21 protein-coding genes, 1 pseudogene and 4 riboswitches are annotated in these 26,101 nt (G+C 59.0%); of the genes and pseudogenes, 9 read left to right on the top strand and 13 right to left on the bottom strand.

Annotation, left to right across the window (positions count from 1 at the left end):
- Nucleotides 1-210 precede the first annotated feature (210 nt).
- The gene (fepB, locus tag AC6CHO_RS08280) at nt 211-1,242 is read left to right on the top strand and encodes a Fe2+-enterobactin ABC transporter substrate-binding protein (RefSeq protein ID WP_498214570.1); all 1,032 of its coding nucleotides are present in this window, start codon (nt 211-213) and stop codon (nt 1,240-1,242) included.
- Here fepB and AC6CHO_RS08275 read toward each other — a convergent pair.
- Both AC6CHO_RS08275 and AC6CHO_RS08270 read right to left on the bottom strand, forming a co-directional pair.
- Nucleotides 1,239-2,567 (bottom strand): NtaA/DmoA family FMN-dependent monooxygenase, encoded by a 1,329-nt coding sequence (locus tag AC6CHO_RS08275; RefSeq protein WP_498214569.1) that lies wholly within the window; start codon nt 2,565-2,567, stop codon nt 1,239-1,241. The genes fepB and AC6CHO_RS08275 overlap by 4 nt on opposite strands.
- Nucleotides 2,564-3,364 (bottom strand): 3-oxoacyl-ACP reductase, encoded by an 801-nt coding sequence (locus AC6CHO_RS08270; RefSeq protein ID WP_498214568.1) that lies wholly within the window; start codon nt 3,362-3,364, stop codon nt 2,564-2,566. Before AC6CHO_RS08270 ends, AC6CHO_RS08275 begins: the two co-directional genes overlap by 4 nt.
- Before the next feature lie 86 nt (nt 3,365-3,450).
- A riboswitch (TPP riboswitch) is annotated at nt 3,451-3,544 on the bottom strand.
- A 417-nt stretch (nt 3,545-3,961) separates the two neighbouring features.
- On the opposite strand from AC6CHO_RS08270, the gene AC6CHO_RS08265 reads away from it, so the two are divergent.
- From AC6CHO_RS08265 to AC6CHO_RS08255, 3 genes are all read left to right on the top strand, one after another.
- Complete coding sequence (locus tag AC6CHO_RS08265) at nt 3,962-4,669, top strand: HNH endonuclease family protein (RefSeq protein ID WP_060700440.1); 708 nt, start codon at nt 3,962-3,964, stop codon at nt 4,667-4,669.
- A gap of 137 nt (nt 4,670-4,806) precedes the next feature.
- The gene (locus AC6CHO_RS08260; protein ID WP_146277512.1) at nt 4,807-5,019 is read left to right on the top strand and encodes a hypothetical protein; all 213 of its coding nucleotides are present in this window, start codon (nt 4,807-4,809) and stop codon (nt 5,017-5,019) included.
- Between the two features lie 173 nt (nt 5,020-5,192).
- A complete protein-coding gene (locus AC6CHO_RS08255) occupies nt 5,193-7,478 on the top strand; it encodes a bifunctional metallophosphatase/5'-nucleotidase (RefSeq protein ID WP_498214567.1) in 2,286 nt (761 codons plus the stop codon).
- A 72-nt stretch (nt 7,479-7,550) separates the two neighbouring features.
- Here the strand turns inward: AC6CHO_RS08255 and AC6CHO_RS08250 are convergent, their stop codons facing one another.
- From AC6CHO_RS08250 to AC6CHO_RS08215, 8 genes are all read right to left on the bottom strand, one after another.
- Entirely contained in the window at nt 7,551-7,874 is a 324-nt protein-coding gene (locus AC6CHO_RS08250) for a putative quinol monooxygenase (protein ID WP_061952848.1), read from the bottom strand.
- Between the two features lie 4 nt (nt 7,875-7,878).
- Nucleotides 7,879-8,298, bottom strand: coding sequence for an MmcQ/YjbR family DNA-binding protein (locus AC6CHO_RS08245; RefSeq protein ID WP_498214565.1), 420 nt, complete (start codon nt 8,296-8,298; stop codon nt 7,879-7,881).
- 11 nt (nt 8,299-8,309) lie between these two features.
- The gene (locus AC6CHO_RS08240; RefSeq protein WP_498214564.1) at nt 8,310-8,726 is read right to left on the bottom strand and encodes a CoA-binding protein; all 417 of its coding nucleotides are present in this window, start codon (nt 8,724-8,726) and stop codon (nt 8,310-8,312) included.
- A gap of 101 nt (nt 8,727-8,827) precedes the next feature.
- Entirely contained in the window at nt 8,828-10,246 is a 1,419-nt protein-coding gene (locus AC6CHO_RS08235; RefSeq protein WP_498214563.1) for an NtaA/DmoA family FMN-dependent monooxygenase, read from the bottom strand.
- A gap of 2 nt (nt 10,247-10,248) precedes the next feature.
- Nucleotides 10,249-11,466 (bottom strand): acyl-CoA dehydrogenase family protein, encoded by a 1,218-nt coding sequence (locus AC6CHO_RS08230; protein ID WP_498214561.1) that lies wholly within the window; start codon nt 11,464-11,466, stop codon nt 10,249-10,251.
- 93 nt (nt 11,467-11,559) lie between these two features.
- Nucleotides 11,560-12,432, bottom strand: coding sequence for a MetQ/NlpA family ABC transporter substrate-binding protein (locus AC6CHO_RS08225; protein ID WP_498214559.1), 873 nt, complete (start codon nt 12,430-12,432; stop codon nt 11,560-11,562).
- Nucleotides 12,433-12,474: 42 nt separating this feature from the next.
- Nucleotides 12,475-13,191, bottom strand: a complete 717-nt coding sequence (locus AC6CHO_RS08220; RefSeq protein WP_444660999.1) for a methionine ABC transporter permease — start codon at nt 13,189-13,191, stop codon at nt 12,475-12,477.
- Between the two features lie 16 nt (nt 13,192-13,207).
- On the bottom strand, nt 13,208-14,014 hold the full coding sequence (locus tag AC6CHO_RS08215; protein WP_498214558.1) for a methionine ABC transporter ATP-binding protein: 807 nt from the start codon (nt 14,012-14,014) through the stop codon (nt 13,208-13,210).
- A gap of 85 nt (nt 14,015-14,099) precedes the next feature.
- Nucleotides 14,100-14,189: riboswitch (SAM riboswitch) on the bottom strand.
- A 284-nt stretch (nt 14,190-14,473) separates the two neighbouring features.
- Here AC6CHO_RS08215 and AC6CHO_RS08210 point away from each other — a divergent pair.
- Both AC6CHO_RS08210 and ggt read left to right on the top strand, forming a co-directional pair.
- Nucleotides 14,474-15,337 (top strand): SDR family oxidoreductase, encoded by an 864-nt coding sequence (locus tag AC6CHO_RS08210; RefSeq protein ID WP_498214556.1) that lies wholly within the window; start codon nt 14,474-14,476, stop codon nt 15,335-15,337.
- Between the two features lie 217 nt (nt 15,338-15,554).
- Nucleotides 15,555-17,378 carry a gamma-glutamyltransferase gene (gene ggt / locus AC6CHO_RS08205; RefSeq protein ID WP_498214555.1) on the top strand — a complete coding sequence of 608 codons (1,824 nt, stop codon included), beginning with the start codon at nt 15,555-15,557 and terminating at the stop codon, nt 17,376-17,378.
- A gap of 85 nt (nt 17,379-17,463) precedes the next feature.
- On the opposite strand, the gene AC6CHO_RS08200 is transcribed toward ggt, so the two are convergent.
- Complete coding sequence (locus AC6CHO_RS08200) at nt 17,464-18,864, bottom strand: LLM class flavin-dependent oxidoreductase (protein ID WP_498214554.1); 1,401 nt, start codon at nt 18,862-18,864, stop codon at nt 17,464-17,466.
- 51 nt (nt 18,865-18,915) lie between these two features.
- Entirely contained in the window at nt 18,916-20,256 is a 1,341-nt protein-coding gene (locus AC6CHO_RS08195; RefSeq protein ID WP_498214553.1) for an acyl-CoA dehydrogenase family protein, read from the bottom strand.
- A 16-nt stretch (nt 20,257-20,272) separates the two neighbouring features.
- Nucleotides 20,273-20,364, bottom strand: a riboswitch (SAM riboswitch).
- A 267-nt stretch (nt 20,365-20,631) separates the two neighbouring features.
- Nucleotides 20,632-20,734, top strand: a riboswitch (SAM riboswitch).
- Between the two features lie 5 nt (nt 20,735-20,739).
- Here AC6CHO_RS08195 and AC6CHO_RS08190 point away from each other — a divergent pair.
- Nucleotides 20,740-21,003, top strand: coding sequence for a hypothetical protein (locus AC6CHO_RS08190; protein ID WP_498214754.1), 264 nt, complete (start codon nt 20,740-20,742; stop codon nt 21,001-21,003).
- A 58-nt stretch (nt 21,004-21,061) separates the two neighbouring features.
- Nucleotides 21,062-23,041: pseudogene (acs, locus tag AC6CHO_RS08185) on the top strand (acetate--CoA ligase); the annotation flags it as partial.
- A gap of 73 nt (nt 23,042-23,114) precedes the next feature.
- Here acs and AC6CHO_RS08180 read toward each other — a convergent pair.
- Nucleotides 23,115-24,971, bottom strand: a complete 1,857-nt coding sequence (locus AC6CHO_RS08180; RefSeq protein ID WP_498214552.1) for a BCCT family transporter — start codon at nt 24,969-24,971, stop codon at nt 23,115-23,117.
- Between the two features lie 659 nt (nt 24,972-25,630).
- Between AC6CHO_RS08180 and AC6CHO_RS08175 the strand changes: the two genes are divergently transcribed.
- Nucleotides 25,631-26,065, top strand: a complete 435-nt coding sequence (locus AC6CHO_RS08175; protein ID WP_257745815.1) for a Fur family transcriptional regulator — start codon at nt 25,631-25,633, stop codon at nt 26,063-26,065.
- Nucleotides 26,066-26,101: the final 36 nt, after the last annotated feature.

Here is a 26,101-nt window from a genome sequence, read left to right as displayed (position 1 = left end):
CCCGCAGAGTGCTTCAGTTTGCCCGGAATGATCTTCAGCACGCATCTGGTACCGAGCACAGCCAAATAACGTCTGATCAACGGCGGGTTCAGCTGAAGCTCCAGGTCAGCAGTTCACAATAACATCGCATAATGTGGTGATGGATTGCGGGACTCAACCTGAGCTTCCGGATCAACTTCGTGCAACGAGCCATGCCTAGGAGAAGCTTTCGTGCGTTCAAGTTTGCCCAAGGCCGCCGCTGCCATCATCGCTTGCCTTCTCGTTATTTCGCTGGGTGCATGCACGTCCACGACGAAGCCCGAAGTTCGTGACGCCAGTACCGCCGATGTCGAGGCCGACGGCTGGCCACGGGTCGTCACCAACGAGACCGGAGACCTCATCAAGATTCCGTCCAAGCCCGAGCGCATCGTCTCAACCTCCGTATCAGTGACCGGAACTCTATTGTCCCTCGACGCCCCGGTCGTTGCCACGTCCGTCGCACCACAGAACCCGGCAACAGACAAGCATGGATTCTTGAACCAGTGGGGCCAAGTGGCCTCAAAACGCTCGGTAGATGCACTCTATGAAATCGGGAATTTTGATCTCGAAGCTATTCGGGATCGCAAGCCTGATTTGATATTGGTCTCCGCCTCAGGCGCGGATTCCGAATTGGAGCATCTCGACCAGTTGCGGGAAATCGCCCCAACTCTCCTCGTCGATTACACCGAAAAGAAATGGACCGCGCTCAGCGCGGATCTAGCCAAGGCTACCGGCACGGAGGAAGCAGCGGCTCGCAACAACAGCATCATCAGCCAACGTGTTGCCAGCTTGAAACAGTCCCTGTCGATCCCCGCCGGCACCACGGCATCGATTCTTTCCTACCACCAGGGAAACATCTCCCCCATAGCCCAGAGCACCGGTCCGCATGCACAGCTGTTCGAGTCCCTGGGGTTCACCGTGCTGGATCCTCCAGCAGAGTTTGATACTTCCATGCAAGAACGGGAAGACTTCTCGTTCACCAGCTACGAAGGACTGGCCAAGTCCTTGCCGGGCGACACGACCTTCCTGCTCTCCTCGGATCCAGAGGCCACCGAGCAGTTCTCTTCCGATGCGTCCCTTGCACAATTGCCTTCCGTTCGCGGAGGCAACGTCTTTGCGCTTCAGGAGTCATTCCTCCTGGATTTCTTCTCAACACAGAAAATCCTGGATTACTTTGAGAATGATTTCCCAGGCTTGGCTCCCGAAGCGCAACCACACAACTAGCCGCGCGCCAAGGCCACAGCTTCCGGAACAGCCAAACCAAGATTTCCACGCAAGGTAGCCGACTCGTAGCGGGTACGGAATCTGCCACGGCGCTGCAATTCCGGAATCACTAGCTCAATGAAGTCCTCCAGAGATCCTGGCAGGGACGGCGGCATCAGGTTGAAGCCATCTGCGGCCCCGCTATCGATCCAGAGTTCAATCTCATCTGCAATCATTTCCGGCGTTCCCACCATGGTGCAGTGGCCCCCGCCAGCAGCCAGCAAGCCGAGCAGTTCACGAACCGTGGGCTGGTGCAGCTCGATGAGCCGCAGAATCGTGGTGTATCGGCCAGCCGGGCCAGTGAATTCATCCAGTGGCGGCAGATCCGGTACGGATCCATCCAAAGGCCAGCGGCTGGTGTCCTGCTGCAGGAATACTCCCAGCTGGCGCAGAGCGTCCCCCGTTGGCAGCAATTCGTTCAGTGCACGCTGCTTGGCTTTGGCTTCTTCTGCTGTGCGCCCCACATAGGTCACCAGCCCGGGCATGATCAGCGCCCTCTTGTCCGAGCCACGCGAAGCTCTGGTGCGTTCGGAAAGGTCTTGGGCGAATTCGGATGCCATCTGGTGATCGGCTGCTACCGAGTAGATCGCTTCAGCGTGTGCTGCTGCCAGTTCACGGCCAGCTGGCGAGGAGCCTGCTTGGAACATGACAGGCTCGCCATGAACTGAGTTGGGCATATTCAAGGGACCTCGCACCGAGAAGTGCTCGCCTTCGTGATTGATTTCTTGAAGCAACTGCGTATCGGTGAAATTTCCGCCACGGTTAATTTGGACTGCTTGATGCGGATATGATCCCCACAACTTGCGCAAGACGTCAATGAATTCTGTGGCTCTGCCATATCGCTGCGCGTGCGCAGGCAGCTCGGTGAGCGAATGGTTCTGCGCTTCGGTATCCCACATGCTCGTCACCACGTTGATGCCGGCCCGCCCGTTGGACAAATGCTGCAAGCTGCCCAGCATGCGTGCCGCATGGAAGGGAGAGTAGAATCTGGCCGAGATGGTGCAGACCAGTCCGATATTCGTGGTGCATTGGCTGATCGCCGATAACAGCGTCACCGGCTCAAAGAACCAGGTGGGACCGGCCTGCGCAGCTGAGGCTGACACCGCTTGGCCATCGGCGAAGAACACCGCGTCCAACAGCCCCTTCTCAGCCAGCTGGGCCAGCTTGATGTAGTACTGGGTATCGGGAAGCTCTTCGGCCGCCGAGTCCTCGGCACGCCAGGCCGCTTGGTGATGCCCGGTTCCATAGAGGAACAGATTCAGATGTACCTGTTTCTTCTGGCTCATCCCTTCACCAGCCCGCCATCCACGATAAGGTTCTGACCTGTAACCCCACGAGAGAGCGGGGACGCGAAGAACAGGACGGTATCGGCCAGTTCCGCTGGCGTGGTGACTCGACGCAATGGCGTTCCCGAGGCGATCAGGTCGAATACTGCCTCGGGGGTCGCAGCCGAGGCGTCGGTGGTGCGCAGGAGCCCGCCAGAAACCATGTTGACGTTGATTCCTTCTGGCCCAAGATCATCAGCGAAGGTACGGGTCAGGGACAGCAGCGCAGCTTTAGTGGCTGTGTAGTCGTGGTACGGAACCACCGGGTGCTGGAATAGGTTGGTGCCGATATTGATGATGCGGCCAAATCCTGTTTGCCGCATTCCCGGCAGTACAGCCTGGATGGCAGCTACGGGAGCCAGCACCGATCCGGCGAACTGGGCACTGAGCTCTGCGGCGGAAATCGCTTCGGCGGTGGAGCGGGCGTCGCCGTTAAAGGAGAAATCCACCAAGGCATTGTTCACCAGAGTAGTCACCGGCTGTCCAAAATGATCTTCGGCTTCAGCCACCATCGACTTGAGCGCAGATTCGTTGCGAACATCAGCCTGAATGGCTACTGCATCATTCGGGTAGAGCGCGACGAGATCATTGGCTGCTTGTTCCGAAGAGTTGTAATTGATGACGACTTTCGCGCCAGCTGCGAGGAAGGCCTTGCTGATGGCGGCACCGAGCCCTCGGGCTCCGCCGGTGACAAGAATGACCTGCTCTTCAAATGGAAGGGCAATGGGGGTTGCTGGTGATTGGGTGTCCGTGCTCATCTTGTTTGAACTCCTTGACGGCGTCTGTTGGCGAATGGATTTTTGACCAAAGACGCGGACGGTTCAAGCACTTCGGGTGCACACATACGCAGAATCCAGGACATTCCCTTCGCCAGTACTAACTGGATCAGGTTCAACGGGTGTTCTCTCAGCCGCCCTGCGGCACCCCGTGTCACTGCTCCCATTAGTAGCACACGCACGGCTTAGCTGTAGAACATTACTTCATGAATCCCGCGCGTATCAGCACTCGGTTCTTGGACAACCCGGGGTTGAGCGCCATCTAGAACCGTGATTTCCCGGCTCCATTCGGCAGCTAGACTTGCACAACGCAAGGAAACCCATGCCACCACTTCGCTGCTTTCCCGACAAGATACAGATAAATCGGCCTTGAGGTCGGAAACTGAGTTGACCAATGCATATCGAGGAACAGAAACTCGATAGCCATCAGGTCTCGACATGATCGCCAGAACTGGTTCACACCGATCTCACACTAAAACACGGCATGGACGCAGCTAAATGGTCCACCCCGCTTCATATAGTTTCCTAAGGGCCTGTCCCCCTTGCCAACTGTCGCTTTCCTAGGAGTCGTACTTCTGCATGCAGCTGCTGCGCCGCGCAATCTCATTTGCACTCATCGCTTCATCCCTTGCCCTCACTGGATGCTCAACTCTTGATTCCATCGAGCAGTATCGAGTTCCCGACGCGCAGGCTGACACTACCCACAACAGCGCGGAGCAACGCGCCAGCTATGCTGACTCGCTTGAGTTGCTCGCGGATATCGACGTCAAGGGCCGTGCCCCCAAGACTGGCTATGAACGGGAAAAGTTCAGCAAGGGTTGGAAGGATCCGGACCGCAACGGTTGCGATGCCCGCAATGACATCCTGGCTCGCGACTTGGAACACGTGAAATACAAATCAGCGTCGAAGCCTTGCGTAGTGCTCAGCGGAACTTTCCACGACCCGTATACCAACACCACCATCAATTTTGTTCGGGGCCAGAAAACCAGCACCGCAGTTCAGATCGACCACGTTGTCGCGCTGTCAGATGCCTGGCAAAAGGGCGCCCAGCGCTGGGACCAGGAAGCTCGTTTCGAATTCGCCAATGACCCGCTAAACCTCATGGCCTCGGACGGGCCGACTAACGCGGCTAAAGGCGACAAGGATGCCGCAACATGGCTTCCTCCCAACAAGAGTTTCCGCTGCGAATACGTCTCACGCCAGACTCAGGTCAAAGCGAAATATGGGGCTTGGATGACCAAGGGCGAACACGATGCCATCGAACGCATCCTGAAGGCTTGCGTGTAGTTAGCCTAAAGTCGCAGTGAAAGATCCTCCTTAAGGCCTATCGTCAAATCGATGGATTTGTGACAGTATGAATATTACTCAAGCCAATAGCCATTATGTGTGGTGATTGTTGGCAAAATATTCTGCTGCAAAGGTCAATGATGAAGACACGGTTGTCGGGAGCGCTCTTGCTGCTTGCCAGCGTGTGCCTTTTTGGTTTTGCCCTGAACGCCGCGCATCGAGACACAGCCATGGCTTGCTGGATCCTGTCCACAGTCTTCTTCATCGCGGCTGCCATGCTCATGCTCGGTGCCATCGTAGGAGCTTCCTCGGTCACAGCAACCAAATCACGCCACAACCGACGGCTCTAGCCGCATCAAGTTTTTTCGAAGCAACGTATCAACCACAGGCTGGTGCGTTGCTTCGACTATTTAACCGCTAGTTCTCATGGCCCTGCACAGCAATTTAACCCGCAGGCATCGACAGGTTCACCTAGATGCGATAGACATAAGTCTTGTCACACCCGTCACTTTTAGGAGTACCCATGTCTGCATTCGCGCAGATGAGAAAACTCAGTTTCGCCTCCTTGGCCACCCTCTCGCTCATGGCCACAGGAACAGCCATGGCGCAGGCAACGCCCACCGAGGAATCAATCAGCACTGCTTCCCCAGCAGCTGATCCTGTAACCCTGGATCTAGTTGGCATTAATGACTTCCACGGCCGCATCGCTGCCGATCGGGACTCTGCCGGCGCTGCAGTGCTCGCCGGAGCTGTGGACCAGCTGCGCGCCGGGAATGAAAACACGTTGTTCGTATCGGCCGGCGACAATATCGGGGCTTCGACCTTTGCTTCCGCGTCCCAGGAGGATGCTCCAACCATTGATGCGCTGGGTGCAGCCGGGCTGGATGTTTCCGTCGTGGGCAATCACGAGTTCGACAAGGGCTTTGAAGACCTGGCCACGCGAGTCACCGAACGCTTTGCTGCAGCCACCGGCCAGTCCGGCGAGGATTTTGCACTGGGCGCCAACGTTTACCAGGCCGGCACCAAAACCCCAGCACTCAAAGAATATGCAATTCGTGAAGCCGGTGGACTCTCCGTAGGATTCATTGGCACCGTCACCGAGGATGTTCCATCGCTGGTCTCCCCTAGCGGAATCTCCGGTTTGGACTTTGGCAGTGAAGTCGAGGCGGCTAATCGCGTAGCCAAGCAGCTCAGCGACGGTGACGAGGCGAACGGAGAAGCGGACGTTATCGTGTTGCTGACCCACAACGGCTCGGCCAATACCGACTGTGCTGCCGTCGCTGGTGAAGCCACGTCCTACGGGGACTTGATCCGCGAGGCCAGTGGCGAGATCGACGCTATTTTCTCGGGTCACACCCACTCTTCCTACAACTGCGACATTGCCAGTCCTGACGGCGAGCGTCCAGTCATCCAATCGCACCAGTACGGCACCACGCTAGGCAAAGTCAGCCTCGACGTTGTCCCAGCCACCGGTGAGGTCCTGCAGTCTTCCAGCACCCGCTTGCCACTCGCTAGCAAATCTGCAGACGGCGACTGGACCGCTAACTACGAAGCGAATCCAGCCGTTGCAAAGATCGTTGCCGAAGCCGAAAAAGAAGCTGAAGTTGTTGGCAGCGTAAAAGTCGGTGAAATCTCGGAAGATATCCTGCGCGGCGGTGACGTGCCAGGTGAAGACCGCGGTGTTGAATCCGCCTTGGGCAACACCGTAGCCGACGTACACCTGTGGGCTACTTCTAATGACGATTTTGCCGGTGAGCCAGCACAGATTGCCTTCATGAACCCCGGAGGCCTGCGCTCGGACCTGCTCTATGGCGAAGACGGCACGGTGACCTATCAAGAGGCGGCAGAAGTTCAGCCTTTTGCCAATACCCTGATCACCTTCAATCTGACCGGCGCGCAAATCCGTGAGGCACTGGAACAGCAATGGCAGCCTGAAGGCTCGGAGCGCAACAAGCTGCACCTCGGCATTTCAGAGGGACTGACCTACACCTACATCGAGGATGCACCTGCGGGCGAGCACATCCAAAAGATCACCTTCAACGGTGAACCATTGGACGAGTCGGCAACCTTCCGCGTTGCTGCCAACGCGTTCCTGGCTACCGGTGGCGATAACTTCACCGCCTTCGCTGAAGGCACCGACCACGCCGATTCGGGCCAGGTTGATCTGGACGCGACCGTGAACTTCTTCAAGGCCCATGACGTGGTGTCCCCATCTCCGCTGGGCCGAGCAGTGCTCGCCGGTACTGATTGGGCCACCGTTGACCTGGATGCCACCGAAGTGAAGGCTGGCGAAACCGTGAACGTCACGGTGTCGGGCTTGGACGAAGGAGCCCAGATTTCGGCTTCCGCATTTGAGGGTGCCACCAAGGTCGCTGATATTCCGGCAGCTGATGCTTCGGGAACCACTGCGTTCCAGCTCCCAGTTGACAGCTCCGTGGAGCCAGGCGACTACCAGCTAGTGGTCTCGCAGGTGCAGCACGAAGATATCGCCGTGGACTTCTCAGTCATTGCCCAGGCCCAGGAGCCAACTCCTTCTCCAAGCGATGACCCGCAACCTACTCCTTCGCCAACCGAAGACGATAACTCTGAAACTGAATCGCCAGCACCGACCACTGATTCGGACCCGAGCGCTGAGCCAACTTCGGATTCCGAAGAAGATTCCTCGGATGACTCGAAGCAGCAGGATAGCCAAGACCTGGCCGACACCGGATTCAGCGCAAGCTGGATAGGCATTGCCGCAGGCATCGTTGTCCTCGTGGGCATCGTCCTGCTGTTGATTCGCCGCTTCGGCAACAAGGCCGGACGCTAAACCGACGGTACGAAATAAGGGAAGGAACCGCGAGACTGATCTCGCGGTTCCTTCCCTTAGTTGCTGTAAAAACTAGTCGATCACTAGCTCGCCCATGGAGTCCCAGCCTTCGCCCTCGACCTTGCGCGAGACGATCTTTGGGGTGGAAACCAGCAGCGGGCGCATGGATTCAATGCCAGCTGCGAAGTGTGCGGAGTTAACGTGGGCAGAAGCTGCCTCGTCGTCGCGGAAGGCCTCGACAAGAACGAACTCGTTGGGGTCTTCCACGCTCACAGACCAGTCGAACCAGAGGTTACCTTCTTCGGCGCGGGTAGCCTGGGTGAACTCTGCAACGTGGTCCATGAAATTCTCGGTGTTTTCTGGCTTTACCTGATATTTAACAACGATGAAGTACATGGTTCTAGTCTAGGACCGATTGGCTAATGGTGTCTTGCAATCGAATGTATTCCTTATCCCGTCGTGGCATGCCGTCAACCACAAGATCGTAGGAATCCTCAATCAGTTCCTGCAGCAATTCCGGATCCAGACCAGCGCGGATGGAGTTCCAATGCTTTTTATTCATGTGATATCCCGGAGTGATTTCCGGGTGCTCACTGCGCTGCTGATCGGCCAGAGCCGGCTCGCATTTCAGGTTAAGCACCAGCTCCCCGCGCACGTTCATCAATAGGCCGAACATCTTTGCCTTCCTTTTGTCCTTGCCCGAAACCTTGAAGACGGTGCTCTCGGGCCCGAAGGGATAGTCGGCGAAGGAGCATGGCATGCCCAGGCACAACTGCGCCCACTGTTGTTCCAGTGCTTCTTGGCTATTTTCCTTTTTCATTCCCGCCTCCGCTACCGAAAAGGGTACTCAATTTTCGGACAGGTATTCATCACTACGTCCAGCCCGGCGTCCTTGGCCCGTTGCGCTGCCTCGTGATCGATGACGCCCAGTTGCATCCAGACGGCTTTGGCCCCAATGCTAATGGCCTGATCAATAATGCTGCCTACCTTCGACGAGTTCACAAAGCAATCAACCACGTCAATGGGACCGGGAATATCGGCAAGTCGCGCATACCCCTGCTCCCCCATCACGTTCTGGGCATCCAGCGAAACCGGGACGATCTGCATGGATAATTCGTCCCGCAGGAAACGGGCAATGGATGGAGCCACCCGGGATGGATTGTTGGTCAGGCCAACGACCGCCCATCGGGCTGGGGTGCCCAGAAGCCGGCGGATTACCTGCGGATCATTGACGTGGCTGTTCTCCATGCTCGACACCTTACTCGGTATGGCGACGAGATGGTCCCTTCGGCTAAAGCGGGCAGGGCGATGGAGGCCATTGGCTTCCACCGCCCTGCCGAACCGCATCTTTAGCTCTGCAGCTGCACCGCAGCCTCGGTATTGGCTGCGCTCAATTCCGAAAAAGCGCCGCGGAACTTGGCGGCAGGATGATTTCCAGGCAGGTAGTCACCGCGGCCAAAGACCTTTTGGCGCAGGCTTCCCTGGTCGTATGCGCTCTGTGCCAGGCCACGGCGGCGCAATTCAGGAATGACACCTTCAATGAAATTGTCGTAGGAGCCTGGCAGCACATGGTTCATGATGTTCAGCCCATCAATTCCCGCGTCCTGCCAACGTTCAAGTTCATCCACGATGCTTTCCGGGGTGCCAACAATTTGCTGGGCCTTCGCACGGTAGTGGGCCAAATCCTTCAAAGTCGGGTTGCCTCCAGGCACCGAGGCCTTGACTGCTTCGAGCACACCTTGGGCGCCCTCGGTTTGGATTTGCCCCAAGGGCGTATCCAGGTCCAAACCGCCAAGATCCACGCCCAGGCCACCGCCGATGTGGGCAACGATTGCCTCCAGATCCAGGTACTCGTCGTATTCGGCTTCCAGCGCCTTGGCCTCGGCTTCGGTGGATCCCACGACAAAGGACAGCCCGGCGAAGACCTTGATATCTTCGCGGTTGCGGCCAGCGGCAGCGAGATTTTCGATCAGCTGCGCATTCTTCTTGGCCACATACTGTGCATGCGGGGCGAAGAGGAAGGTTGCCTCGGCATGCGTCGCAGCGAACTGGGAACCGCGGGCTGATGATCCAGCCTGGAAGAGGAATGGGGTGCGCTGGGCACTGGGCAATGCCAGATGCGGTCCGTCGATCGAGTAGAAGTCGCCACGGTGGTTGATCTTGTTGACCTTGCTCGGATCAGCGTAAAGGCCGGATTCCTTGTCGGCCAGCAGCGCATCGTCTTCCCACGAGCCCTCCCACAGCTTGTAGGCGGCTTCAACGTACTCTTCGGCCCAACCGTAGCGGTCATCGTGAGCCACCAGGTCTTGGCCGCCGAAATTGCGGTGGGCATTTTCCAGAACGCTGGTCACGATATTCCACGCAACCCGTCCCTGCGACAGATGGTCCAGGGTGGAAATCTGGCGTGCGAACTGGAAGGGGTGGCTTTGGATGACCGAGCTGGTCATCGCTAAGCCGATGTCCTTCGTCCCAGCTGCCAGTGCGGACAGCAGCACCAGCGGGTCGTGGCTAGGAACTTGCAGCCCCTTGCGCACGTGGGAGGCCCATCCGCCTTCGTGGTCTCCATAATGGCCAACCACATCGGCGAAGAACAACGCATCAAATTTTGCGTCCTCCAGCTTTTTCGCCAGATCCACCCACAAGCCCAGCTCACTAAAGCGGTGCTGCTGCGCTTCGGGGTGGCGCCACATTCCGCCAAGAATGTGGCTCGAGGTGTTCATCAGGAATGCTGAGAGCAGCAAGCGCGGACGTTCTTGGAAAGTTGCCATGATTATTTGCCTGCCTTAGCTTCGCCGATGGAGTTCAATCCGGTCGGCACCGTGCCGTTGATGAAGTAGTCGCCCACCGAGCGTGCCTTGAAGGCCACCGGGTTGTGGGTAGCTACGGTACGTGCATTGCGCCAGAAACGATCCAGCGACTTGGAAGTCGACACTGCTGATGCCCCGGTGACATCAAAGAGCTCGCTGGTAGCATCCAAGATCAGCTTGGGCGTTGCCACGTGGGCCTGCTGCACAGCAAGCTCAGCACGCAGATAGGCTGCGTCCGGGTCGAGCCCCAGCTGCTGGTCGACGGCTGCGTCCAGTTCCCGGGCAGCCATGGTGACAATGGATTCTGCGGCAAATACGTTGGCCGCCAGGCGTCCCACGAGCTCCTGGATCTGCGGGTCATCCTTGAACAGCGAGCCGGAGCCGGTATTAAAGGTGCGGGTTCTGGTGGACACGATGCTGGCTGCTTCATTTCGGGCAGCTTTGCCGATGCCTACCAGTACCGAAAGCAGGCACAGCTGGAAGAAAGCCGGTTCCAGGGTGGACGCCACCTTGCGCTGGATAATGTTCTCCGGCGCGACAAGAACTTCAGAGAAAATGGCGGTACCGGTGCCGGTCAGCGGCTGGCCAAAGCCATCCCAGTCATCAAGTATTTCAACGCCTTCGGCATTCCGTTCAACGATGGCATACTGGCGGCCCTCGACCCCTTCGGTAGTTGCCATGACCACGATCCAGTCGGCAAAAATCGACCCCGTGGTGTAGTACTTTTCGCCATGCAGAACCCAGCCGCCGGCCTTCTTCACCAGTTTGGTATTCGTGGTGCCCAGGGCATTGCCACCGCGTTCGGTGGCGGCATTGCCGAAGATCTGCCCCTCAAGCACCTTGGGGAACCAGCGGTCCTGGAATTCTGCTGGCTGCAGGGAGATGGTTTCAACGAAGGAGAAGTGGCTGCGCAGCAGGTGCGCCACGTTGGAGTCCGCTGCCGCCAGCTCGATCAGCAAACGGAACAGGTGCTCATGGCTAATCGGTGATCCGCCATGGCTCTCTGGCACGCGCAGCGTGGTAAATCCGGCCTCTTTGAGCCACTGCACCTGCTCAAAGGGCAGGATGCGCTTTTGTTCCCGCTCGCGGCTGCCATCGGCGATTCGGGCGAAGACCGTGCTGAAGCGGTCGAGAAGCTCCTGATATCGGCTTTCGGCAGCTGCCGTGGCGACAATCGTCATTGGTTCTCCCTGCAGGATGTCGATAATTTCAGTAATAGGTCGAAAAAGTGGCGGCCCCGTGACGCGGAAAAGCCGCATCGCGGGGCCAATGGCCTACTTGTTCCAGGTCGCGAAGTCTGCTTCCAAATCGCGATCCCATGGGGTGCCCAGCGCACCGTCAAGGTAGGTCGCATACCATTCGCGCACCTCGTCCGAATGGTAGGCCTCTTCCAGGGCCTTGCCCTTTTCGGTGTCCATGAAGCCTGGCTTCGCGGCGATGATGTTGATGTATGGAAGCGCTTCTTCTTCCTTTTCAAAGAGCAGCGCATCCTTCGGGGTGAGCCCGATTTCCGCGCCAAGGCGGGCGAAGAGGAATCCTGCATCCACGTCGGGAAGCGTCTTGGACAGCGACTGCTGATCTACCTCGACAAATTTGAAGTTCTTGGGGTTCTCCAGAATGTCGTTCTGCGACAGGTGGATCACGCTCTTGCCTTCGGTGACCTTCAACAGCCCGGCCCTATCCAGCAGCGCCAACGCGCGGCCGTTGTTGGCGGTATCCACAGGAAGTGCGATGGTCGCGCCGTTGGGCAGGTCCTTGATGTCATCGTATTTCTTCGAGTACACGCCTGCCGGAGAGCTGTACATGTAGAAGGCCGGATCCACGTCAACGTTCTGGTCCTTCTTGAATTGTTCAAGGTAGGCACCGTGCTGGAAGAAGTTGGCATCGTATTCGCCGTTGGACACCACGTGGTTTGGCTGCACGATGTCGGTGACATAGGTGGCTTCCAGGGTCCAGCCCTTTTCAGCCAGCAGCTTCTGGGCGATTTTGGTTGGTTCCTGGGATGGAGCCGATTCGGTGACAATGACCTTGATGGTCTTATCCCCCGAGCTGGCCTCCGGGCCGCCTACCAGGCCGCAAGAAGTCAGTGCGAGGATCGCGGCGGAGCCGGCGGTGAAGGTCAAAAAGGTGCGGCGGGATAAAGCCATGGTGTTGTCCTTTGATGAAATGCGAGTTGAGTGGTTCAGTGTTTAGCGCTTGTCAGCGGCGCGCGATAGCCGGGTTCCGAAGAATTGAACTGCATGGACCAGCAGGATCATCAAGACGATGGCCAGCAGCATGACTCCGGTTTCATAGCGGTAGTAGCCGTAGCGGATGGCGAAGTCGCCGATGCCGCCGCCGCCAACGAGGCCGGCCATGGCCGAGTACGAGATGAAGCTGACCGTCATGATGGTGATGGAAGACAGCAGTGCCGGCTTGGCTTCGACCAGCAGCACTTCGCGGATGATCTGTCCGCGCGTGGCTCCCATGGCCTGCGCGGCTTCGACCACTCCGTTGCCCAGCTGGCTGATGTTCTGCTCCACAAAACGGGCAAAATATGGGATCGCGTTGATGGTCAACGGCACGATGACTGCGGCGGTGCCGATGGTCGTTCCCACAACAAATCGGGTGAACGGAATAATGGCGATCAGCAAGATGAGGAATGGGAAGGAGCGGATCGTATTGACCAGTCCGTCAACAATCTTGTGCACTCGCGGACGCGGGCGCAAGCCGTTGGGAGACATCGAATAGAGCCAGATGCCCAGCGGGGTTCCCAAGAGAATGGCGATCGGGATCGCAACCAGCAGCATCGCAAAGGTCTGTGCCATGGCCACCCAGATTTCCGGGGCCAGTTCCACAATGCGGTCAAGGCTGAATGCTGCTGCGCTGCCGTTGCTCGTGGCTAGCACTACTGAAGTGAAGTTCATTGGTAATCCAGGTTCTCTATACGCGGGCTACGTTGGCGGCAAGGTCTTGGGCCTGCTTGGGCTGGCGGTTCAGCGTGATTTCGTCGCTGATCAGGTAGCGGCCGATAGGCGTCTTTGGTTCAAAGCCTGGTTTTTGCAGCGAGCTCAGGGCGAACTCTTCCACGACCGCGGCGTCTTCCATCACCGAGACCTTGTCGGCGATGGCCTTAATGACATTCATTTCGTGGGTGACGATGACAGTGGTAATGCCAAGGCTGGCGTTAATGTCGCTGAGGTACTGGAGCACCGAGGTAGTGGTTCGCGGATCCACCGCGCTGGTAGGTTCATCGCACAACAAGACCTTGGGCTCGGTGACCAGCGCGCGAGCGATGGAGATGCGCTGCTTCTGCCCACCGGAGAGCTGTCCAGGATAGGCGGACGCCTTGTCGGCGAGGTCCACGATGGATAGTGCTTCCAGGGCACGTTCGCGGCGTTGTTTCTTGGGCACACCGGCGAACTTCAGGTTCAGTTCAACGTTCTGTTGCGCGGTGCGATTGTTCAGCAGGTTGAAGTGCTGGAAGATCATCCCGATCTCATGGCGCTGCTTGCGCAACTCGCCTTCGCTCAGCCCGGTCAGTTCTACGCCGTCAACAAAGACATGGCCCGAGGTCGGGCGCTGGAGCAAATTGATATTGCGCAACAGCGTGGATTTGCCGGCACCGGAAAAACCGATAATGCCGTGAATGCTTCCGGCTTGAATATCCAGCGAGACATCCTTGACGGCCGTGAACTGGTCGCGGCCTTTGCCGAAGGTTGTTGTTACGTTCTCAAGACGAATCATCATCGCTCCCTTGATGCTTGGTTATGCGGAGCGTACTTCGCAAGAAACCATCTGCTGGGGACAGATTTTTCCGTCGCGAAGTGAAAGTACTCCATCGGTCCTGGCTGTAGCACCGCTCCCTTACGGGTGGTTGCTGCGACGTCGTTGAGCCAGATCTCTCAGTCGCTCTGGATGGTGTGTGTTCGGTTGTACCGCCCGAACAATTCAAGTCTGTCCTCCATGGATGCAAGCCGGCAAACGTTACGTCAATCAGCGTCATGAAGTCGCAGTTCGGGCTGACCCGGAAAGGAATCACGCAATACTCCGCGTAGCAATACGAAATATTTCGTCACTTGCTCCCTTTAAGACGAAAAGGCTTGAAGAACTTGCACCTCTGGCCATCGATGCGCCAGCGATCATGGTGCGGGAATTCTGTGCTGGGCACCGTGGTTGTACTGGAGTGCAAACCTACGAGAGGACTTCATGAAGATCGCAATTACCGGTGCCACCGGACAACTTGGACGACTGGTCATCGATGCATTGCTGCAGCGCGGAGCCGACCCCGCCCAGCTGGTTGCCATCGGCCGTTCGGAAGAGAAGCTGGAACCCCTGGCCGGCAAAGGTCTTCAGACGCGCGTCGCCGATTACAACGTGGAGGCCAGCCTGGTCGCCGCGCTGGAGGGCGTTGACAAGCTGTTGCTGATTTCGAGCAGCGAAGTGGGCCAGCGGGCAACCCAGCATGAAAATGTCATCACCGCTGCGCAACGCGTCAATGTCAAGCTCATCGCCTACACCTCCATCGCCAATGCCCTCACCGGCAACATGAAACTGGCGCAGGAGCATATCGCCACCGAACACCTGTTGGCTGGTTCCGGCATCGGCTACGTCCTCTTGCGCAACGGCTGGTACACGGAAAATTACACCGATCAGCTCCTGGGCTACCTCAACAGCAAAGTCGTGCTCGGCGCCGCGGCCGACGGCAAGATCAGCGCCGCCACGCGCGCGGACTATGCCGAGGCGGCTGCTGCGGTATTGCTCTCGGAAGCCGGGGAAGCCGGGAAGATCTACGAACTGGGCGGGGACAAGCCTTTCACCCTCAGCCAGCTCGCCGGGGCTGTCGGCGCTGCCGCTGGGCAAGATGTCTCCTACCAGGATATGGACCCTGAAAAGCTGGTGGAGATCTACACCGAATCAGGTGTTCCCGCGGTGTTCGCTGACATTCTGGTGGATACGGACCTGCGCATTCGCGAAGGCGCCCTGGAAGTGCATTCCGGGGACTTGGCACGGCTTATTGGCCGCGCGCCTACGTCCCTTGGCAAAGCGATCAAGGATGCCCTGGCCCGTTAAAGCAAGCTGGTTTTTTCACCTTTGGAGGCAATCAGCCAGGACGATTTATGCTCCGCTGGTTGCCTCCAGGTTTTAACGGCATAGCGCAAAATAATCCTTCGACCAGCGCGGAAATAGAGCATGCGGTACAAAATGGCGCGTGTCACAACGCTAGCGAATCGAGTCCTTCCCGTAAATTGACGCATACTTCATCCCCACCTTTTCAGGAGATCAGAGTATGCAACGGTCAAGTTTGCGCGCCCTGGCTGGCGCCGCGATTCTCTCCCTGGGCCTTGGCGCATTCAGCGCGATCCCGGCGAGCGCCGATCCACGGCACACCGACAAGAATCCCACCGCGACAGGCACCGGTGGCGCGGTCTCTTCGGTAGATCCGGAAGCATCAGCGGCAGGCATCGAGGTACTGCGCAAGGGAGGCAATGCGGTAGACGCCGCGGTCGCCACAGCAGCGGCGCTGGGCGTGACCGAACCCTATAGCGCGGGTGTCGGCGGTGGCGGCTACTTCCTGTACTACGACGCGGCCTCAGGCAAGGTCAGCACCATCGATGGGCGCGAAACGGCCCCAGCTGCTACCCCTCAGGACGCATTTATTGATCCGGCGACCGGCGAGCCCTACAACTTCACTCCGGAACTGGTCACCAGCGGTGTTGCCGTGGGCGTTCCAGGGACCGTAGCCACCTGGCAGCGGGCCCTGGACAAATGGGGCTCGCAAAGCCTGAAGCAGGTGCTGCGTCCTGCGACCCAGGTGGCTTCCCGCGGTTTTGTTGTTGATGAGACCTTCCGGGAACAAACCTTGGACAACAAGGAACGCTTCGAAGCCTTCGGCTCCACCAGCAAGCTTTTCCTCCCCGGTGGCGATGCGCCACAGGTGGGGACCATCTTCAAGAACCCCGAGCTGGCCGATACCTATCGCCTACTGGCCAAGGAGGGCCCAAAGGCGTTCTACCACGGTGATCTGGCCTCCGAAATCTCCCAGACGGTCCAGGCCCCGCCCAAGGTCGAGGACACCAAGCTGCCGGTCCCTGCCGGTTTTGTCAGTACCGAGGACCTCGCCAACTATAAGGTGGCCGAGCAGAAGCCAACCACGGTGGGCTATCGCGGGCTGGACATCTTCGGCATGGCTCCCTCCTCCAGCGGTGGCACCACCATTGGAGAATCGCTGAATATCCTGGGCAACTACGACCTGTCCTCCATGGAACCCGCCGACGCATTGCACCACTACTTCGAGGCCACCGCGCTGGCCTATGCGGATCGTAGCAAATACGTGGGTGATCCCGCCTTTGTGGATGTGCCGACCAAGACCTTGACCAGCGAGCTCTTCGGCGCCGACCGGGCCTGCGCGATCAACCCCGATCAGGCGGCCGCCAAGCCGGTGGCCCCGGGCGACATTGAGAATTTTGATGGCCAATGCCCGGCAGCTGCCGCTGAGCCGGCCGTTGAGCATGACACCGAGAACATCTCCACCACCCACCTGTCGGTGGTGGACCGCTGGGGCAACGTCGTGTCCTACACGCTGACCATCGAGCAGACCGGAGGGTCGGGCATGGTGGTGCCGGGGCGTGGCTTCCTGCTGAACAATGAGCTCACGGACTTCTCCACGGTCTATGACCCGGAAGATCCAAACCGCCTTGAGCCGGGCAAGCGCCCGCGCTCCTCGATGGCGCCAACCATCGTGCTGCGTGACGGCGAGCCGGTGATGGCCATCGGTTCCCCCGGTGGGTCAACCATCATCACCACGGTGCTGCAGACGCTGCTCAACCGCTACGACCTGGGCATGGATATCAGCGAAGCCATCGCCGCCCCGCGGGCCTCGCAGCGCAATACCGCTGCGGTGACCGCAGAACCGGAATTCATCGCCCAGTACGGTTCGGCCATGGAGGCCTTCGGGCATAAGCTCACCCCGGCCGGGGATTCCTTCACCCCGCAGGCAGAGATCGGCGCGGTGGAAGCGGTCCAGATCAATGAGGATGGAACGCTGACTGCGGCAGCCGAGCCGGTGCGCCGCGGCGGAGGATCTGCCATGGTCGTGAATCCCGTCAAGTAGGCTCCGGAAATAGCATCGGCTCCGGCCACCCTTCAAGGTGGAGGGAGCCGATGCCATTTTGAGGCCACGGCCCCAGGCGGGATGCCTAGCCCTTAGCTGGCAGGCGGTTGGAGATCTTGTACTGCGCGGCGCGGTGGGTCTCCTTCACCCGGTCCCCTTCGCCAAAGAGCTTGTTGCGCAGCGAGCCCTGGGCGTATTCGGTCTTGTAGGCGCCGCGAGCCTGCAGCTCGGGAACCACGTATTCGACAACGTCCTCGAAGGTTGCCGGGGTGACCGCGTAGGCCAGGTTGAAACCGTCAACGTCGGTATAGTCCACCCAGTCGATGAGCTTCTCGGCCACCTCGGCGCCCGAGCCGACGGTGATCGGGCCGAAGCCGCCCACGCCCACCCATTCGGCCAACTGGCGGATGGTCCACGGGTTGCCGTCATCGCCGCTGGCCTTCTGGAAGGTTTCCACGGTGGACTGGATGGCGTTGGACTTCAGGTTGGCGCCCAATGGCTCATCCGGGTTCAGCTCTGACAGATCAATGCCCATCCAGCCGGAGATCAGGACCTGTGCACCTTCAACGTCCGCATAGGACTTGTAATCCTCGTATTTGGCTTGGGCCTTCTCGGAAGTCTCATCGGTAATGATGGTCTGCATCGCGAAGATCTTCACATCGTAGCGATCGCGGCCAGCGGCCTCGGCGGCATCGCGGATCTTGGCTACGGTGGCCTTGAGGATTTCACGGGTCGGGCTGGTGACAAATACTGCTTCAGCGTTTTCCGAGGCGAACTTGATGCCGCGCGACGAGGCGCCGGCCTGGTAGATCACCGGGGTGCGCTGGATGGAAGGCTCGGTGATGGCGATTCCGGGCACCTTGAAGAATGTGCCTTCGTGATCGATGCTGTGCACCTTGGCCGGATCCGTGTAGATCCCGGTTTCCTTGTTGTTCTGCACGGCGTCGTCTTCCCACGAGCCTTCGAGCAGCTTGTAGACGACCTCGAGGTATTCATCGGCGTGGTTGTAGCGTTCGTCGTGCTCCATCTGGTCTTCCTGGCCCATATTGCGGGCGGCCGATGGCAGGTATCCGGTCACGACATTCCAGCCCACGCGGCCGTTGGTCAAGTGGTCAAGGGTGGCCAGGCGGCGGGCGAAAGCATAGGGGTGCTCGTAGGCCGTGCCCGCGGTGACGCCGAAGCCGAGGTTCTCGGTGACCGCTGCCATGGCGGAGACCAGCATCATCGGGTCATTGACCGGGGCTTGGGCGCCGGAGCGCAGCGGGGACTCATTGGTGCCGTTGAAAACATCGTAAGTTCCCAGGACGTCGGCGATGAACAGGCCGTCGAACTTGCCCTTTTCCAGTACCTGGGCCAGGTGGGTCCAGTAGCCGATGGTGTTGTAGGTCGAGGCCTTGTCATCCGGGTGGCGCCACAGGCCTGGCGACTGGTGCACCACGCAGTTCATGTCGAATGCGTTGAAGAGAATTTCGCGCTGCTGGCTCATTGATGTTCCCCTTGCCGTGGTTGGGTCGTGGTGGCGTTTATTGGTTGGCGCTCAGGCGCGGTGGGCTCGATGGTTGCTGTCTTCGCCGGTGACCGAGAGGCGTTGCGGCTGGACCGCATTGATCTCGTAATCCCCCACAATGCGGGCCTTGTAGATGGCCGGGTTGTGGGTGGCGATGGTCCGGGCGTTGCGCCAGTGGCGGTCCAGGTTGCAGATGACGCTGGTCGAGGATGCGCCCAGACCGTCAAAGAGCTTGCTGGTGGCACCGATGACGAGTGGCTGGACGATGGTTTGCGCCCTGTTGGCTGCCAGTTCGCAGACCGCATAGCGTTCCTCGTCGTTGAGCCCCGGATCTACCAGTGCTGCTTCGACTTCAAGGACGGCGCCGATCACGACCGAATCCGCGGCGAAGGATTCCGCGGACACCTCGCCGACCAGTTGCAACACCTGTGGTTCGCGGTGCACCGGAACGCCGGTGCCGGTGGTGAAAATGCGAGTGCGGTTCTGCACCGAGATGCGCAGGTCGTTCAGGGCCGCCCGGGCGATACCTGCCTGCACGGCCATGAGCACCAGCTGGAAGATCGCCGCTTCGGAGTCGTTGCTCTGCTGCGGCATGAACGAGTCCACCGGGACCTGGTGGAACTCCGTGGTTCCCGTGCCGGTGAGCCCCTGGCCAAAGCCATCCCAGTCATCTAGGATCTTGACGCCGCTGTGCTGGGTGGAGACTACCGCAATCTGGCGCCCGGGCAGTTCCGGGTGGGCCACGGCCACGGTGGTCCAGTCGGCAAAAATAGTGCCGGTGCAGTAGTACTTTTCACCGTCCACCAGCCAGCGGCCATCAACCTGGCTCACCTTGGTGTTCAGCGTGCCCAGGGCATTGCCACCGCGTTCGGTGTAGGCGTTGCCGACAATTTGCCCGGCGGCGATGCGGGCGGTCCACTTGCTGCGCAGCTTTTGGTCGTCGAGGACCAGCACGTTTTCCACGAAAGCGATATGCGCGCGCCACAGCTGGCCGACATGCGAGTCGGCTTCGGAAAGCTCGATGAGCAAGCGGAACACATCGACCAGGCGCGCGCCGTATCCGCCCTCGGCAACTGGGATGCGCAGTGCGCCGAAACGTTCGCGGTTGAGCAGGCCTACCTGCTCGAAGGGCAGAACGCGGTTGCGGTCGCGGTCCTTGGCGGTGCTGGCGATTTGCGCGAAGACCGGACGAAAGATTTCAGCCAGCCGGTCGTATTGCTCATCCGCGCCGGGGCCGGGGGTGACCTTGAGCAGTTGCCGCGTGGGCAGCTGCTCTTCGAAGTCGTCTAGTCCCATGGCGCTAGCCTGCGAAGGATCGCTGAGCTGGTTGAAGTCCAAACCGGAGGTGTTTGGCAACTCGCCAAATGACATTAAAAGTCCTCAATTCTTTCCATCGGTCCTGGCGGTAGCACCGTCTCCCTTTTCGGGTGGTTGCTGCGGCGTCGTCGAGCCAGATCTCTCAGCCGCTCTGGATGGGTCGTCATTCATTTGTAGCCGTAATAAACCGATGCATCCAAGCCACGAAGTCACATTTCGACCTTGGGCGGCTCCGGGATGACCGGCAGGTTGAACAGCCAATGGCGCATCATGCCGAAGATGAATTGCCCATCTTCGACCATTATCGATCAAACCGGCATTCAATGAAATAAATAACGAAATATCCCGCGCATGTGGCGCAGTTATCGAAGATTTTTCATGTTACGCAAGATTTGCATTCAATTCCTTCGAAACCCTGTAATAGACGTGTAACCATCCCGAGCGGCCGAGAGATCTGGCTCAGTGACGCCGCAGCAACCACCTATGGAGGACACATTCCATAGGCCGGTGCTACCGCCAGGACCGATGGAGATGATCATGGCACTGTGCTTTGCGCAGCCTCAAGTCCAAGCCCCGGGACTCGCATCCATGGCACTGGACGCAGGACTCGTCAATTTCTCGCGCAAGTTCGCCACCATGGCACAGAGCCGCTCCGCGCTTTCAGGCTCGCAGCCACAACGGGCAATGGACAAAGACCAGCAATTCGCCTCGGCCAAGAACCTCCAGGGCACAAGCGACGGCTGGCCTTCTTCCGGAACTTTGCCGATGCCCTGCTCGCTATCGCCGAACGCCGCGCCATAAAAGCCCCGGGCGCAATGGCGCCAATTATCAAGTACCAAACCAGCCCCCGCATAGACACACCAAGGAATACTCTGTAATGACCATCGAATCGGCACCAACCTCTGCATTTGCCTCGGAGGAAGCACGCCAAGCATTCTGGGACGATGCGGCACGCCTCCTTGATTGGGACACCAGCTGGCATACCACCAGCCAGATCCTCCCAGCTGACCCGGAAGCCAAGCGCGGACCGCAGATCTCCTGGTATCTGGGTGGCAAGCTCAATGCCGCGGTGAACTGCGCCGACCGGCATGTGGCCGCCGGCCGCGGAGACAAGGTCGCACTGTATTTCGAGGGCGAACCCGGCGACCGGGTGGCCGTCACCTACAAGAACCTGCAAGAACGCATCAGCCAGGCCGCCCACGCTTTGGAATCCTTGGGCGTGGTCAAGGGCGACCGCGTGGTCATCTACCTTCCGGTCCTCATCGAAACCGTCGTCATCACGCTGGCCTGCGCCCGCATCGGCGCCGTCCATTCGCTGGTCTTCGGCGGATTCTCTGCCGAAGCGTTGAAGTTCCGCGTGGAAGACACGAAGGCCAAGGTGCTGGTGACCACCGATGGCCAATTCCGCCGCGGCGCCTCGGTGCCGGTCAAGGACAATGCCGACGAAGCGGTCTCCGGCGAGAATGAGATCGAAAAAGTGCTGGTCATTCGACGCACCGGCGATCAGATCCCGTGGACCGAAGGCCGCGACGTCTGGTGGCACGATGTTGTCGACACCCAGCCCACCGAACATGAAGCGCAGTTCTTCGACTCTGAAACTCCGCTGTTCATCATGTACACCTCCGGAACCACCGGACAGCCCAAGGGCCTGGTGCACACCACCGGTGGCTACCTGACCCAGGCTGCCGCCAGCTACAACATGCTCTTCGCCAACCCGGATGCCTCCCAGCGCGAGAATGAAGTGCACTGGTGCACCGCGGACCTGGCATGGATCACGGCCCACACCTATGAGATCTATGGACCGCTATCCAACGGCGTCACCCAGGTGATTTATGAAGGCGTGCCCAACGCGCCGCATCCCGGACGCCACTTCGAAGTCATCGAACGCTACAAGGTCACCAGCTACTACACGGCCCCGACCTTGGTCCGCTCGTTGATGGGCTGGTTCCCCGAGGGCATTCCCAAATCCTACGACCTGTCCTCCATCAACGTCGGCGGCACCGTTGGCGAAGCGGTTAACCCGGAGGCCTGGCGTTGGCTGCGCGAACAGCTTGGCCGCGATACCCCGGCAGGCATTCCAATGGTGGATACCTGGTGGCAGTCCGAGTCCGGGGCGACTGTCCTCTCCCCTCTGCCGACCGACGACTACTTCAAGCCAGGCTGCGCCGCCCGTGCCCTGCCGGGCGTTTCCGTGGACATTGTTGATGCCCAGGGACAGCGAGTTGAGCCCAATACCCAGGGCAATATTGTCATCACCCGCACCGGCCCGTCCATGGCGCGCACGGTATGGGGCAACCCGGAACGCTACTACACCAGCTACTGGGAGAAGTACGTCCAGCAAGGCTGGTTCCTCGCCGGCGATGGCGCACGTTTTGACGAGGATGGAGATATTTTCATCCTGGGCCGTACCGATGACGTGATCAATATTTCCGGGCACCGGTTATCGACCATTGAAATCGAGTCTGCTCTGGTCACCAACTCCGGCGTCGTCGAGGCCGGAGTCTGCCCCACCCCGGATGCAAAAACCGGACATGCGGCCACCGCCTTCGTGGTGCCCCTGGACAAGTCGCTGATTGGCGAAAACCCTGATGAGCAGCTCGCCTCGCGCCAAGCACAATTCATAGCTGAACTTCGTTCCACGGTAGCCACCCAGATAGGCCCGATTGCCAAGCCGCGCGATGTGCTGCTGGTACCGGATGTTCCCAAAACCCGTTCGGGCAAGATCATGCGCCGCTTGCTCACGCAGCTATTTGAAGGAACCACGCTGGGTGACACCACCAGCCTGCAGAATGAACCGTGCATTCCCGAGATCAATGCAATCTGCCGGGCACGCCGCTAAAGCGCAACTGAAGAAAATCCGCTTTAAATAGTCGAAGCCACGTCCCGCGGGACGTGGCTTCGACTATTTAAAGCTAGGAATCCTTGGATTCGGAAGAATCCGTGGACGGTTCCACAACAGCCTCGGTAACTATCACCTGAGCTGAATCCACCACACCATCTTCTGGCTTCCCGGCCGGCTTGATGATGGGAATCTCGGTGGTCATCAGGCTGAACTGGCTGCCTTCGTGCCGGTCCACGCCCTGGGTCACCGATTGCTCAAGCACGGTGCGGGCCACCTTGCCGCGCAAGATCAGCGGATCGCGGCTCAGGTCCTTCCACAGTGCGACGCACAACAGCAGCATCACGATCACGAACGGCAAGGCCGAGACAATCGTGATGTTCTTCAGGCCGTTGAGCGCCTCGGCCGGATGATCGCCACCCGCCAACAGCATGACTGCGGCAACAGCACCGGTGGCCACACCCCAGAAGACCACGGACTTCTTGCTCGGCTCCTCGGCCCCGCGCTCGCTCAAGGCACCCATCACGATGGAAGCCGAGTCGGCGCCGGTGACGAAGAAGATCGCGATCAGCAAGACCGTGACGATCATCAGCACAGTGGCAATCCAGCCGGAGAGCGGAAGCGCATTAAGCAGATCGAAGAGGATCAGGTCGAAGTTGATATCCGGAGCCCCATCCACCACCTTGGCCAGCGCCTCGCCGGTGTTGCCTGCACGCTCCGCGCGTTCCTGCAAGCCAATAGCGCCACCGCCGAAGATGGAGAACCACAGCAGGGTGACAGCCGATGGAACCAACAGCACGCCGGTGACAAACTGGCGGATAGTGCGGCCACGCGAAATGCGAGCGATGAACAGGCCAACGAATGGGCTCCATGAGATCCACCAGGCCCAGTAGAAGACAGTCCAGGAGGACAGCCAGCTGGACATGGTACCGTCGCCGGAGGCCGCGGTACGCGAAGCCATCTCTGGAAGGTCGCCAATGAATGCGCCCACGGCGTTCGGGACGACGTTGAGGATGAATAGCGTTGGGCCGCCAATGAAGACGATCAGCGCCAAGATCACTGCCAAGACCATGTTGATGTTCGACAGCCACTGAATGCCGCGCTCGATGCCGGAGACAGCCGAAGCGACAAACAAAGCGGTAAGGATCGCGATGATCACTACCAGGACGCCGGAGCCAACCTTTTCAAGGATGCCGGCGGACTGGATGCCGCCACCAATCTGCAGTGCGCCCAGTCCCAGGGAGCAGGCGGAGCCGAAAAGGGTAGCGATAATGGCGAGGATATTAATGGTGCGGCCGCCCCAGCCGTGCACAATGCGCTCTCCGAAGACGGAGGAGAACATTGCCGAGAACAGCTGGGGGCGCCCCAGGCGGAAACTTCCGTAGGCCATGCCCAAGCCGACGATGGCATACATCGCCCACGGGAACAGCGTCCAGTGGAAGAGCGTGGTGCCCATAGCGGTGCTCAAGGCAGCGTCGGTAGATCCTTCAACGGTTCCTGGCGGCGGTGACATGTAGAAGAAGAGCGGTTCTCCCACGCCGTAGAACACCAGGCCGATGCCCATGCCGGTAGCAAACATCATGGAGATCCATGAAACGGTACTGAATTGCGGTTTTTCGTCGTCCTTGCCCAGCGGGATGCGCCCGAAGTTCTTCGCAGCGACCACGATGACAAATATTGCAAATACCGAGGCTGCAATGATAAACAGCCAACCAGTGTTGGTGATGACCCAGTTAAGGGCCACGTCTGCGGCTTTACCCAAGCCTTCGGGGGTAACGAAACCCCAAATGATAAATGCCAGCGCCAAGGCGCCAGCGATTCCGAATACCCAATAGTCGGTTCCTGAAACCGAATATTTCTTTGGTCGTCGTTGTCGAGCTGAATGCAGCTCGCCGACGAGGTCTTCAAATGATTGATCCGTCTGCTTCATTGCGTTCTTCCTTCACTGGTAAGGCTCGGCGAACGAAATCCTGCCGGCGCCCGGCGAGTTATCGCTTCGAGGGGACGCGATTGCCCTGCAGTGTGCTTGATTGCGAATTGCTTATCGGTGTCGATTCACTGAATCCAAATCTAGCGTCAGAGGGTGCTGATTGATACAACTGACCCTGCATATTGCCACGGGAATATTACCGGTGACCCGACGCTATTTCTTCTCGAATTGTCACAATAAATCCTAAATAGGCCTTTTTAAGCATGGTCGACCCACACCCATTGGTCAAACCGGAGCGCCTGATTCTCGGGGTTTTCGCGGCAAGCACCCCGTTCATGGCGCACTGCTCATAGGCCGTTCACAGCCATGTGAGCTTGCTCGCGTGTGCATAATTCCGGCCCAAATCCGCTCAGAATTCCAGGTCGTGCGCAGCGAAATCTGATGCCTGTTTCCTTGGCGAATTCCGCCGAGGCCGGGCTCCTCGTTCGGTGATTGCGGTATCGATAGCCGCTGCGCCGAAGATACAAGATATATTCCAAAATAGGAATATTTACTACCCAGCGCAGGCACTAGAAGTTAACCCGTGAACATCGCGTAGAAACCTGAAATACATCTCTACTTATCTTGACTCATTCAAGATAAGCGGTCATGCTGAAGATATGACATCTCTGGACGGGATCGAGCAAGTGCTCAAGGCTGCCTCTATGCGAGTCACGCAACCACGCGTTGCGGTACTCGCTGCGGTTGCCGCGCACCCTCACGCGGACACCGAAACAATTATTTCGGCGGTCCACAGTGAGCATCCCACGGTGTCACACCAGGCGGTCTACGATTCGCTCAAGCTGTTCACCAGTTTGGGCGTCATCCGCCAGATACAGCCTCAAGGGCATATCGCACGCTACGAAACCCGCGTCGGCGACAACCATCATCACGTGGTGTGCCGCCAGTGCGGAAGCCTAGCTGACGTCGACTGCGCTGTCGGCGGAGCTCCTTGCTTGCACGCGTCGGATGACCACGGCTTCAAGATCGATGAAGCCGAAGTCATCTATTGGGGCACCTGCCCCGAGTGTCAGGCTAAAAATCTTGGCGGGTAGCCGCACGGCCCCAAAACTTTGTCATCATTCGGGACC

The organism is Glutamicibacter sp. GQ173 (assembly GCF_059759215.1).
The sequence above is the reverse complement of the archived record's forward strand: the minus strand, read 5'-3'. Positions and strand labels throughout refer to the sequence as shown.